Origin of the sequence: Chitinophaga nivalis, from assembly GCF_025989125.1 — a bacterium.
GTDB lineage: Bacteria > Bacteroidota > Bacteroidia > Chitinophagales > Chitinophagaceae > Chitinophaga > Chitinophaga nivalis.
Map to the genome: position 1 here is coordinate 2,781,065 of NZ_JAPDNR010000001.1, position 12,615 is coordinate 2,793,679.

The 12,615-nt window shown below is 48.7% G+C and carries 8 protein-coding genes; 3 read left to right on the forward strand and 5 right to left on the reverse strand.

Going from position 1 to position 12,615, the window contains the following annotated elements; genetic code table 11:
• Window position 1: 1 nt before the first annotated feature.
• The 3 genes from OL444_RS11395 to OL444_RS11405 all read right to left on the reverse strand — a co-directional run bounded on the left by OL444_RS11395 (window position 2) and on the right by OL444_RS11405 (window position 3,021).
• Window positions 2-1,102 (reverse strand): carboxylate-amine ligase, encoded by a 1,101-nt coding sequence (locus tag OL444_RS11395; protein ID WP_264733079.1) that lies wholly within the window; start codon window positions 1,100-1,102, stop codon window positions 2-4.
• A gap of 130 nt (window positions 1,103-1,232) precedes the next feature.
• Window positions 1,233-2,306: an ATP-grasp domain-containing protein gene (locus OL444_RS11400; RefSeq protein ID WP_264733078.1), complete on the reverse strand. Its 1,074-nt coding sequence runs from the start codon at window positions 2,304-2,306 to the stop codon at window positions 1,233-1,235.
• Window positions 2,307-2,313: 7 nt separating this feature from the next.
• A complete protein-coding gene (locus OL444_RS11405) occupies window positions 2,314-3,021 on the reverse strand; it encodes an esterase family protein (RefSeq protein ID WP_264733077.1) in 708 nt (235 codons plus the stop codon).
• 57 nt (window positions 3,022-3,078) lie between these two features.
• Here OL444_RS11405 and OL444_RS11410 point away from each other — a divergent pair, with 57 nt between their 5' ends.
• The gene (locus tag OL444_RS11410; RefSeq protein WP_264733076.1) at window positions 3,079-3,852 is read left to right on the forward strand and encodes an alpha/beta hydrolase; all 774 of its coding nucleotides are present in this window, start codon (window positions 3,079-3,081) and stop codon (window positions 3,850-3,852) included.
• On the opposite strand, the gene OL444_RS11415 is transcribed toward OL444_RS11410, so the two are convergent.
• Entirely contained in the window at window positions 3,842-6,025 is a 2,184-nt protein-coding gene (locus OL444_RS11415; protein WP_264733075.1) for a TonB-dependent receptor, read from the reverse strand. The genes OL444_RS11410 and OL444_RS11415 overlap by 11 nt on opposite strands.
• Before the next feature lie 226 nt (window positions 6,026-6,251).
• A complete protein-coding gene (locus OL444_RS11420; protein ID WP_264733074.1) occupies window positions 6,252-9,560 on the reverse strand; it encodes a TonB-dependent receptor in 3,309 nt (1,102 codons plus the stop codon).
• Between the two features lie 422 nt (window positions 9,561-9,982).
• On the opposite strand from OL444_RS11420, the gene OL444_RS11425 reads away from it, so the two are divergent.
• Both OL444_RS11425 and OL444_RS11430 read left to right on the forward strand, forming a co-directional pair.
• Window positions 9,983-11,185, forward strand: a complete 1,203-nt coding sequence (locus tag OL444_RS11425; protein ID WP_264733073.1) for a bifunctional 3,4-dihydroxy-2-butanone-4-phosphate synthase/GTP cyclohydrolase II — start codon at window positions 9,983-9,985, stop codon at window positions 11,183-11,185.
• Window positions 11,186-11,380: 195 nt separating this feature from the next.
• Window positions 11,381-12,550 (forward strand): heparin lyase I family protein, encoded by a 1,170-nt coding sequence (locus OL444_RS11430; protein ID WP_264733072.1) that lies wholly within the window; start codon window positions 11,381-11,383, stop codon window positions 12,548-12,550.
• The last annotated feature ends 65 nt before the right edge of the window (window positions 12,551-12,615 follow it).

Here is a 12,615-nt window from a genome sequence, read left to right on the forward strand (position 1 = left end):
TTTAACAGTTGTATAAAAACTGTTGCTGGATGAAGTCTGTTACGGCCACAAAATCGTTGGTATCTTCGAGCACACGGAGTTGTTTGTCCGCGCCTGTACCGGTTTCCAGCAGCCGAACGGTGGCGTTGATGACTTCCCGGCTACCCAGTTCGTCTACCACATCGTCGATGAAATCCAGTAATTCGTATATGAGTGCCCGTGTGTTTACTTCGATCTCTTTACCAAAATCAATAAGATTTCCATCAATACCATAGCGGGAAGCCCGCCATTTATTTTCGTTGATGAGGGCGCGGTTATAGATGATGAAGTTCAGGTTCTGCATCCGCAGTTTATAGATCTTGGCGCAAACAGCCTGGAAGAGGCCGGCCAGCATGATCGTATCATCTACTGTCAGGGGTACATCACAGACACGGAATTCTACCGTATTAAAGAAAGGATGTACGCGCAGATCCCACCATACTTTTTTGGCATTGTCGATACAATTGGTTTTTACCAGCAGTTTGATGTAATTATCATATTCTTCTATGCTGGCAAAATAATCGGGGATACCGGTACGGGGAAATTTATCAAAAACCTTGGTACGGAAGGATTTGAACCCTGTGTTCCTACCTTCCCAGAAAGGGGAGTTGGTACTGAGGGCAAAGATATGCGGCAGGAAATACCTGACTGAATTGGCGATATGCAGGGCCATTTCCCGGTTTTCCATGCCTACGTGCACGTGTAAGCCAAAGATCAGGTTGGAGCGGGCAGCATCCTGCATTTCATTGACGATTTCGAAATAGCGGGGATGATCCGTAATAAGTTGTTTTTCCCATTTGCTGAAAGGATGGGTACCGGAGGCGCCTATACTGAATCCCAGGTCGCCGGCGATCTGGGCAATGGTACGGCGCAACAGTGCTACATCTGCTCTGGCTTCTGTTATATCGGCACATACTTTTGTGCCCACTTCCACTACTGCCTGGTGAAATTCGGCTTTCACCTGGTCGGTGATCACCTTATGTGCCTGTTCTACTATTTTTTGCTCATGTGACCGCAGCTCCCGGGTGGAGGGGTCCATTACCATGTATTCTTCTTCTATGCCCAGCGTAAACGCCTTAAACATGTGGTTTTTTTTATCGGCAGTCAGTGATGTCACTGTCAGCTTTCGTCGTGAATGATACTGTTAGGTGTATGGCTTCCGGCGCTGCGTAAGTACGCGTTGCCAATAGCAAATGTAGTCCAGTAAAACGATTTCATTTTTCTTTTTGTTGTTTTTTCACGGTGGTTTTTTTCACGGCTGCTTTTTTTGACCGGGTGGTCTCTGTTTTTTCTTTTGCTGGCGCGGCTTTCTTCTTTTTATGACTACCGGCATCAGCGGCTTTGGAGGAGCGGGCCGGCTGGTATTTCATAAACCTGCCCCAGGTAAGATTATCTTTTCCTGGTTTTTGTGCGATAGCCCGTTGAATGGCGTATCGGGCGCTGGTTTCCACTACCCATTCAAAATGATCTGCGCCGATGGAGTGAATGTCTGCATCCGGTGCGGGGTTGCAGAAATCAATGGCATAGGGTGTTTCTCCCCGTACCGCCATTTCCACAGTATTAAAGTCGTAGCCCAGGTGCTGGTTCAGGGCGATCACCTGTTGGGTGATCAGCTCCAGCAGGGCGGGAGTATCGTTGTAATGGGCCTGGTAACGCAAATGGGGGGCATTTTTGGGGTTGTACGGCATAATGCGTACTTCCTTGCCGCCAATGCAATAACACCGGTAATACCGGGTAAATTCTATTTCTTCCTGCAACATCATCACCAGTTGTCCGGTGGTGGCATGTTTCTGGAAAAAGTCTTCCTTATCCGCTACCTGGTATACATTTTTCCAGCCGCCACCGGCATAGGGCTTCATATATGCCGGAAAGCCCACGTATTCAAAGATGGTATTCCAGTCGAACGGATAGATGAGGTTCCGGAAAGAGTCGTTGGTGGTATCGTCTGGCAGTGCGTAGGAGGGGAGCAGTACGGTACGGGGCACCTGTACGCCGATTTTTGCTGCCAGGGCATTGTTGAAAAATTTATCATCGGCACTCCACCAGAAAGGGTTATTAAGGACGGCTGCGCCGGCTGCTGCGGCATTTTTCAGGAAGGCCCGGTAAAAGGGTACGTCCTGGGAAATACGGTCTACAATAACAGCATAACCACTATCTGTACCCTGCATCACTTTGTCGATGGTAACCGGTTCGGCAAAAATACCAGGCGGATTAATCTGATTCACCCGGTCTATAAATGCCTGGGGAAAAGTGTTCTCCTGTCCGTAAAGAATGCCTATTTTTTTCATGTAACAGTTACTTGATGAGTGAAAGATAGTGCGGCAGCATTTCCCGCCACACGGGCCAGTCGTGCATGGTATCCGGGCGGATGTCGAGCCAGTGGGAAATGTTTTTGGCAGCCAGGATACCAGACAGCTGTTCATTTTGCGGCCGGGTGACATCATTGTCTGCTACGCCCAGTATAATGCCCATGCGCCACAGGTCTGCGTGCTGATTGTCCGGCACAAAGTCTGCCGGATTATTGAAATAAATATTATCATCATAATAGCCATCCAGGCGGAATTTGATATCAAAAATGCCGCTGAGGCTAAATAAATAAGATACTTTGTCGGGATATCGAAAGGCAAAGTTAGCGGCATGAAAGCCACCAAAGCTGCAGCCGGCGGCGGCAATACGCGAAATGCCTGTTTCTTCCTGCATGCGGGGCAATATTTCTTCCGCCAGCATTTTATCATAACAGGTATGGTTATACGCCCTGTGTTGCGGCGCAATATTTTTATTGTACCAGCTGTCGGCATCCACACTATCCGGGCAATATACTTTGATACGGCCTTCTTCAATAAACCAGCGGATGGCATCAATCAGACCGCGGTCTTTGCTTTCATAATACCGGCCCATAGAGGTAGGAAAAAGAAGCAGGGGAAATCCGCTGTCGCCAAATACCAACATCTCGAATTCCTTTCCCAGATTGGGAGAATGCCATTTATAATAGTTTTCGGTCACGGGAAAGTATTTAGCTAAATTTAAAAAAGATTATTGGTTTATCGGTAAATTGTTGCAGTGCAACGACATCAACATCTTGTTAAATCTTTGTTCCTGCAGCGGGAAGTAGTGCTGGAACTGTATTGTACGGCAGGCGACCCGGAAGTATTGTTATTGATGAATGACGGGCAGGACCTGCCTTTATTATTATCTGCCATTCCTGATTCCGTGTGGGTACTGGGTATTCACGCCGGTCTGCAACGACGGCAGGAATATGGTACGGCAGGTATATTGGATTATCAGGGACAAGGCCGGCTGGCAGGGCAATACACCCGTTTTGTCATCGGGGAACTGTTACCTTTTCTGACGGCGCAGTATCCGGATGCAGTATTTAAGCGGCGGGCTTTTGCCGGCTGTTCGCTGGGCGGCTTGTCGGCCCTGGACATCGTATGGCGGCACCCGGAGATATTTCAGCTGGCCGCCGTATTCTCCGGTGCATTGTGGTGGCGGAGCCGGGCACTGGATGCCGGCTACCGGAATGACCGTGACCGGATTATGCACCGGCTGATCCGGGAAGGTAGCTACCAACCTGGATTACAATTTTTTTTTGAATGCGGTACTGCGGATGAAACGGCAGACCGTAACCACAACGGCATTATCGATAGTATTGATGATACCCGGGATCTGCTGGCAGAACTGGAGAGGAAAGGATATGAGGCAACTGCCTTGCACTACCTGGAAATACCCGGCGGCAGACATGATATACCTACCTGGAAAACAGCGATGGAAGTATTATTGCAGCTGCCTTTCTTTAGCGGAAAGACAGCTGCAGATATAAAAGCTAGTAGCTAACAGCAATGCCTATATTAAAAGCGGTTCCCCTGCCTTTTGAGTAAAAGCCGGGAATCATAAACCACTGGGAACGTGCCGGGAAATAGTCTTCATTGAAGAGATTTTCGATACCTAATGTGACCAGGGTGCGTTTGCTGGCTTTGTAACTGGCCTGCAGGTTAACCAGGTTATACGCTTTCACAGGTCCTTCATTGCCATTGTAGGTGCCGGCGGCATTTCTGGCAAAACGGTTGCGGGCATTGACGCCTGTATACTGCAGCCTTACTTCCAGTTCATCAACGGGGCGGTAACCAATACCGGCAGTTACTTTAGGGGCTGCAATTCTTCTGCCGTTCAGGTACATATCATAGTGCCCGCTGCGGCCAGTGTCTGATTTCCCTTCCAGGTAGCTGTAGCTGGCGCTGAGGTCCAGGTTACGGAGCACCCGGTATTGCAGCGCGGCTTCAAAACCGTATATGCGTTCCGGTGTGCGGCTTACATTAAACAGATCGGTTTTGCTGTCGTATACCATTTCGGCGCCCAGCTTAGAGGTGCTGATAAAGCCGCTCCATTCAAAACGGAGCTGCTGGTATTCGCTGACAAAACCCAGTTCATAATTGTTGACGAGTACCGCTTCGGTATTGATTTTACGAATGTCATTCACTTTGGCATCTCTTAATGCCAGGCCCAGATCTGCTACCGAAAATCCCTGAGAGAAGCTGGCATAGGGCATCAGCAGAGGAAACCGGTTGTACCGGATGCCGGCATTAAAGAGCGTAGCAGTATAACGGAGATCGCCGCCCTGTACGCGGAAACTGGGTGTAATGGTTTTGCCCTTGCTGTCTGTGATACGCAGGGTGGTGTAGTCATCCACACTTACGTTCACTTTCTCTACCCGGATACCTGCTTTTACGATGAGGTCCTGCCATAGGCTCCATTGAGTTTCTGCAAAAGGGGCATAGTTCAACATATTCATTTCCGGTACCCATACGCGCCCATCTATGAGTGGCTGCGAGGTGACGTTATGCAGCACATCTGCCCCGTAGGAGAGGGCGCCGGAAAAGCCGTGGTGCTGTAGCAACGGCGTGTTGAAAAGCAGGCGTACGCCTGCTTTCCGGTCGAGGGTATGGGATTGCCCGTCGCCGCCATCGAAGCGTCCCAGGGATACATAAAAGATATCATTCCGGGAAGCATAATAGGCATCCGCGGTCAGGGAGGTTTGCCCGATCAGGCTATCGGCCTGGTATACGAGGTGCACGTTATGGTTACCCTGTGCACCGGTAGGGGCATCCGTTGATTTACCAGGGATACCGGTAGCAGGAATACCTTGTGCATAGTTGCCGTTTACCAGGGTATAGTTGGAGTTTTGCTGGCTGCGGTAATAGTTGTACATCAGCTGTATCCGTTGCCGGGAATTTAGCTGGTAGCCGGCTTTGGCAAAGAGGTTATAGCTGTCTGTTTCACCAAGACTGTAATTGGGGCCCAGCAGCTGGCCTTTGGCGTCTTTGTATTCGCCGGTTTGTTCGTATACGCCACTGACGAGATAGTCCCATTTTTTATACCGTCCCTGCAGCTGCTGGCTGATACGGCCGCCCACACTGTTTTTCAGGCTGGTGAGGGAGCCGGTCATATTCAAGGATGTTTTACCGGAGAGGATCTTGTCGGTAGCAGGGGAAGCGGTGATAAAGTTGATCAATCCGCCGGTGGCGCCGTTGCCGTAGATGGCGGTGGCGCCTTTTACGACTTCTACGCTGCCTACTACGGCAGGATCGATGGCGCGCAGGTCTACTTCCGCATTGCGGAGCGGGGTAGATTGCGGGATCCCGTCTATCATCACCAATACCGCGCGACCCCGTAGTCCCTGGCCTACATTGCTGTTGGTTTGTGCGCCGGGCGCCATGCCAGGCACTTCGCGGGTCAGGATGTCGGTAAAGTCGGTGTTGATGGCCATATCATTTTCCAGTGTTTTCCGGTTGATGATGGTCACGGAAGACGGTACATTGTCCAGGGTTACCGGTTTGCGGCTGGCAGTCACCACTACTTCGCCCAGGGCGCGGGTGGCGGCTGTTTGCAGCCGGGTGGTGTCACTGTTTTTTTTTCCTGGTGCGGGAGGTTGCTGTGCCAGCAGGGGAGTGGTGATACCCAGTCCGGATAAGAGACACAGGCAAATGCCTTTGTGGATGGTGTTGCTCATGATGAAGATGCGACAGCTATTATTTGTAATGATTTCGGTGATACAGCGGGTATATGCAAGCCTGCTGTTGTTTTCAGTGATGACGGTTTTTTTAGCGGAGCGAAATTAGGTAAAAGCGGGATGGATGGTTTACGCCATCCGGAAAATTTTCCGGATGGGCATAGGGGATAAAACAAAAAGGCCTCCGTGATATCACGGAGGCCTTTCTTATGTAGTTGGTAAACTATTATTTGAAGATGTATCTGATACCAACCTGGCTTTGCCAACGAGCGGTCTGTAAACCGATATCATCGATCTGTGCAACCGTTTTGTTTTTCTCAGCAGGGCCGGTGTAGTTGAATTTAGGTGTAGTACCGTTTGCTTCGAAACCTACGAAGTCGATCAGGCCATAGTTGTTGTAGCTCATACCCTGACGTGCGGTGTACATTCTACCCCATTCTTTGTTCAGGAGGTTACCGAGGTTGAATACATCAAAGGTCAGCTGCAGGATATGTTTGCTGCCGTTTCTTTGTTTGATGTAGAAATCCTGTGCAACGTGTAAGTCGAAGATGTGGGTGAACGGAGTTCTTACACCGTTTCTTTCAACGTATTCACCTCTGCGGCTGCTCAGGTATTTATCGTTTTCGATAAAGCTATTCAGTCTGTTCCACTGGTCTTCTTTGGTAACAGTGCTACCATCTTTCGCTTTGTAATCAACGAGGTTGATTTCAGCTGCACTTCTTGGAATGTACATGATGCTCAGACCAGCATCACCACTACCTGGTAAATCTTTGTTGATGTTCTGGTTACCGGCATTGTCTCTGTAACCGTAAGAGAAGCGGTCACCAGCCTGGCCGGTGTAGAACAGGCTCACGGTAGTACCCATGAAACCAGCATATTCTTTCTTATAGGAAACGTTGGCAACGATTCTGGAACCTGCGTCATAGATAGAGTAAGCAAGATCCAGGTCGTTTTTACCTCTTACGTTTGGCATACGCCATTGGGAAGAGTTCTGAGAAGACTGACCATCATTCAGACCTTTAGCACGGCTGAAGGTATAGGCGAGGCTTGCGCTCAGGCCATAGTTGAATGATTTCTGTAACTGAGCAGTCAGGTTATAGGAGAAACCTTTGTTGGTATTTTCTGCGTAGTAAACGTTAGGATATGCACCCAGTACGTCTGTACCCAGTTTTTTGTATAAAGGACGGTGATCATCGCCGCTACCGGTTAACGTTTCGCCGCTTTTTACGTAAGCGAGGTTATAGTAGTTAACGTTGTTCAGTGTTTTGGTATAGATACCTTCTAAGGTACCCAGTAAACCCCATGGGAGTTTTCTGTCAATAGCGAGGCTGGTTCTGAAAACCTGCGGGAATTTGAAGTTTTTGGCAAACAGGTCGATCTGACCGGAAGGAACAGCCGTGATAGAAGGCTGGCGATCGTATTCCGGAATAAAGCTGATCGGCTGGTTGGTAGGTGACGTTGGTTTGGATGCATCGTATCTGTAATCCAGTTCACCCAGGGTAACACCGTTGTTGTTGTAGATACCACCTACCCATACGAATGGAATACGGCTGGTAAAGATACCGGCACCACCACGGATCTGTGTACGCTGATCTCCGGTTACGTCCCAGTTAAAGGCGATACGTGGAGAGAGCAGGATTTTGCTGTCTGGTTTTCCACCGGTACGTGCACCTTTTACATCCCATCCTGCAGCTTCCAGTTTAGGCAGTACATTTTCGTTGAAACCGGTATTTTCACGTGGTTTGTCCAGGAAGATCGGGAGATCTGCACGGATACCATATGATAATTTGAAGTTGTCGGTGATCTGGTAGTCATCCTGTGCATAAACGCTCAGCTGCATAGCTTTCAGTTTGGCAGCAGCATCTGTTTTATCGCCTACGCCATTATCAACAGCAGAGAAAGTACGCTGTAAACGGGTAGGTGATTTACCGTCCAGGAAGTCCTGGATGTTTGCATAGGTATAAGCACCAAAGTTGTTACGGATAAACACGTTGTTCAGGTTATAGAACTCGTTGTTGGTACCGATGGTGATGGTGTGTTTACCTTTATACAGTTCGAAGTTATCGGTTAAAGTATAAACATTCTGTGCCAGGAGGTTGGCAGCGGAGAAGGCTTCAGAACCAAATCCTACGGATTCCTTGGTGAAGAATACGTTCGGGAATGGGTTGCCCATTACGCTACGGTCGTCACGAACAATGTTCACACCAACGAGGAGGGAGTTGGAAGCCTTGTTACCAAACAGGCTTTTCAGCTCGGCAGTCGTAGCGTTGGTAGTAGAAGGGAAGTACACACCTCTGTTGGCAAACTGAATAGTAGTTGCGCTGGAGTTGGCAGGGCTGGTACTTACACCTCTGGTGTATTGGTGACGGATGGTGAATTTATGTACGCTGTTGATGTTCCAGTCTAAACGCAGAAACAGTTTGGTACCGTTTACTTTACGTACGTTATCGAGGTAACCGCCCGGATCGTAACCCATTTTCATGAGTTTATCGGAGAGTTGACCCAGCAGTGCTTCAGAAGCAGCAGTTGCTTTTGGCGTACCGTCTGTATTTCTGGAGTAGGTATCAAATTTGAAGTTCTGAGGGGTTTCATCATTCTGGAATTCTGCGTTGAAGAAGTAGAACAGTTTATTCTTGATGATGGGACCACCTACGCGTAAACCGTAAGTCTGGGAAGTGAAGTTCGCCAGTTTGGTACGGGTTACATCTTTCAGGTTGGTTGGTGTTTTACCGGCCAGGTCCTGGTTACGGAAGAAATAGTATGCAGAACCTTCTACGTTGTTGGTACCACTACGGGTTACCGCGTTGATGGAACCACCGGCGAAACCGCCTTGTTTAACGTCGAAAGGAGAAACGTTGATGTTGATCTGATCGATGATATCCACGCTGAAAGGAGAGATACCGATCTGGCCACCGTTAGCGCCGTTGTCGGACAAACCAAACACGTCGTTTTGCACCGCACCATCTACGAAGATAGCGTTGTAACGGCTGTTGGTACCGGCAATGGAGATACCGTTGTTACCACTACCATCTTTGGTCAGTCTGGCCTGAGGGGTCAGACGTGCAAAGTCGGTGTAGTTACGGCCTACAGTTGGCAATGACTCAATCTGGGAACGGCTTACAACAGTTTGTGCGCCTTTGCGGTTAGCGTTGAACGCACTGTTGCGTTGTCCAACTACTTCTACCTGTTTGATCTCCCGGCTTTTGTCAGACAATTTTGCATTCAGTCTGAGTGCCTGACCCAGTGCGAGGGTGACATTCTCCTGGGTAAATTCGTTGAATCCGATATAGGAAATACTTACTTTGTATGGTCCGCCTACGTTCATGTTGGGCAAACGATAAAAGCCTTCCGGATCAGTGGTTGTACCGTATTTGGTACCTGATGGAAGATGAATCGCAACAACTGTTGCGCCGGGCAGACCTACGTTGTCTGTACCGGTTACCTTACCGTTCAGACCCGATGTGGTAACCTGAGCATAGGTAAGGAAAGTTGACAATAACAATGAGAAGGTAAAGAGTAATTTTCTAAATCCCATGATTTGAGAAGTTTGTTTCATGGCGCAAAGTTGCTTAATTTTCCTGTCATAAATTTAACTCCACATTAACAAATTGTTAAGCCCCCTGTGAATAACTCGCACAACGCAATAAAAATTGGATGGAATTCACTGTAATGGCTGATAACAGGAGTAATTTTCAAGAAAAAGAAGAAAATTTAGCATTCGTCAAATTGCTCATTTTGCTAATTAATGAAACCGGCGCAGGCAGTGAACTTAACAGGGGTTTAATTGTATAATTGATATTTTATTTTAAATATATGTTAAGTGTTAACGTTTATATAATAATTAACACAATGTCCACATTTCTTTAACAAAATCCGCACGTGTATCGGAACCTGCATTTTAACAGGTATAAGTCGTAACTTTGCGCAATTCAATATTTGACCAGGAGGGAATATAATATGTTAGATAAAATAGAAGCAGCAATAGAAGATATAAAGAACGGTAAACTGGTAATCGTAGTAGATGATGAAGACCGCGAGAATGAAGGAGACTTTATCACCGCCGCACGTAACGTCACACCCGAGATCATCAACTTTATGAGTACGCATGGCCGTGGCCTGATCTGCGCGCCATTGGCGGAGGAGCGCTGCGAAGAGCTGGGGCTGGAGCTGATGGTTCGTGATAACACGGCACTACACCAAACACCATTCACTGTATCTATTGATCTGCTGGGACACGGTTGTACTACCGGTATATCTGCCCACGACAGAGCCAAAACAGTACAAGCCCTGATTGATCCTGCCACCCGGCCGGAAGATCTTGGAAAACCAGGGCATATCTTTCCATTAAAAGCCAAATCGGCCGGCGTATTACGCCGGGCAGGCCATACAGAAGCTACCATTGACCTGGCCAGACTGGCCGGTTTCGAGCCAGCCGGTGTACTGGTGGAAATCATGAATGAAGATGGCTCCATGGCACGCCTCCCGCAGTTACGGGAAATTGCCACTAAGTTCGATCTGAAACTCATTTCCATCCAGGACCTGATCACCTACATGCTCAGTACTGAAACATTGATTGAAGAAGGAGTACGCGTGCAAATGCCTACTAAATACGGCAACTTTGAACTCATCGCCTTCAAACAAATCAACTCCGGCGAAATCCATATGGCCCTGAAAAAAGGCGACTGGACACCGGATGAACCAGTACTGGTACGGGTACACTCCTCCTGTGTAACCGGCGATATCCTCCATTCACTCCGTTGCGATTGCGGTGAACAACTGCACGCTTCCATGCAAATGGTGGAGAAAGAAGGGAAAGGCCTTATATTATATATGAACCAGGAAGGCCGCGGCATCGGCTTGATGAATAAATTAAAAGCCTACAAACTCCAGGAAGAAGGCCTCGATACCGTGGAAGCGAATCTGGAACTGGGCTTTAAAATGGATGAACGTGATTACGGCGTAGGCGCCCAGATCCTTCGTCATCTCAACATCTGCAAGTTGCGCCTGATTACCAATAATCCCCGCAAAAGAGCCGGTCTGAGTGGCTATGGCCTGGAAGTAATAGAAAACGTGCCCATCGAAATTCATCCCAACCCGCACAATGAAAATTACCTGCGGACCAAACGGGATAAATTAGGACACGAAATCCTGAAAGGATAATCAGGTACATCGTATCTCCCGATATTTTTTAACGGCTATCACACCACTGATCAGTGGCGTGATAGCCGTTTGTTATTAACCCTTTCCTGCAGCTCCTGATTTTGTGTTATCAATAATATTACTTAAATTCATGATAATAAGCAATCGATTGCATATGCCCGTTATCTGAATCGAAAACCTCAAAAAATTTACCTGATGAAATCTCCCGTCAGCCTGCCTTCGCCTGTAAGGCAATGGCAACTTTATGCTAAAACAGCAGCCGGTGTATGCTGTTGTCTGTTATCCGTTTTTTCCGGTAAGGCGCAGGTGACCCTCACCGCCGATGGTCCGGGCAGCACCTACGAACGGATAGAGAGTGTGCTGGGAAAAGGCACTGCCAGCGAAGTACCGGATTGTGGCCACCAGGCCTTCGGCCGGCACATCACCGAAGTATTTGACACAGACCTGAACAAAAATGTCTTTGTCTTTCATATCCACACGACGCCGGATGATGACCGTTGCGGTTCCAACACAGACCGGCAGCGGAATGAAATCAAAACATTCAATCCATCGCCGGATAATGTAAAGGCAACCTACGGTGAAACGGTTACCTATCGCTGGAAATTTAAAATAGATGCAGGATTTATTCCGACTTCCGGCTTCTGTCACCTGCACCAGATCAAAGCCGGAGATGGCGACGATGGTTCTCCGCTGATGACGCTCACCCCCCGCGCCGGCAACCCGCAGAAAATGCAGGTCATCTATACACCCGGTACCGGCAAACCCGGTGGCGGCGAAAAGGCACAGGCTCCGCTGTCGGCTTTTAAAGGCACCTGGGTGGAAGTAACAGAGAAAATCAAGTACACCACTACGGGCACCTACCAGATTACCGTTAAAAAGGTAAGCGATGGTACCACGCTGCTGACCTACACCAATAATAACATAGATATGTGGCGGGATGGTACTACCTTCTGCCGCCCCAAATGGGGAATCTATCGCAAACTGGTGAGCGGCATGCGGGATGAGCAGGTACGTTTCGCTGATTTCTGTATTGCAGAAGGGAATGCTACCTGTGGCAGCAGTCCGGCTCCGGCCGCAGCTACCACCGCGGATGCTACAGCCTCCGCGCCGGCTGTACAGATCGAAGTAACCCCGGCATCGCCGCAAATCACGGCTATCAGCCTGGTACTGGCTACGCAGGGCGCTACCCGGCTTACCGTACAGGATAAAAACGGACAGGAAGTAGCCCGGCTGCTGGATGCCAATCTGGAAGCGGGTACCCACCAGATTTCGCTGGATACCGGTAACCTGCCTGCGGGGAACTATGCCATAAAAGTGACACATAACGACAACAGCTATACGAAAGTATTGCCGGTGAAGCCGTAAACACAACAGCCGGTAAGTGCGTGCTTTTTCGCGCTTGCCGGCTGTATATATTATTATATAAGGAG

What these genes read in the sequence shown, in the direction of transcription:
- OL444_RS11395 (WP_264733079.1), bottom strand. Translation starts at nt 1,102, where the DNA reads ATGTTTAAGGCGTTTACGCTGGGCATAGAAGAAGAATACATGGTAATG.
- OL444_RS11400 (WP_264733078.1), bottom strand. Translation starts at nt 2,306, where the DNA reads ATGAAAAAAATAGGCATTCTTTACGGACAGGAGAACACTTTTCCCCAG.
- OL444_RS11415 (WP_264733075.1), bottom strand. Translation starts at nt 6,025, where the DNA reads ATGAGCAACACCATCCACAAAGGCATTTGCCTGTGTCTCTTATCCGGA.
- OL444_RS11420 (WP_264733074.1), bottom strand. Translation starts at nt 9,560, where the DNA reads ATGGGATTTAGAAAATTACTCTTTACCTTCTCATTGTTATTGTCAACT.
- OL444_RS11425 (WP_264733073.1), top strand. Translation starts at nt 9,983, where the DNA reads ATGTTAGATAAAATAGAAGCAGCAATAGAAGATATAAAGAACGGTAAA.
- OL444_RS11430 (WP_264733072.1), top strand. Translation starts at nt 11,381, where the DNA reads ATGAAATCTCCCGTCAGCCTGCCTTCGCCTGTAAGGCAATGGCAACTT.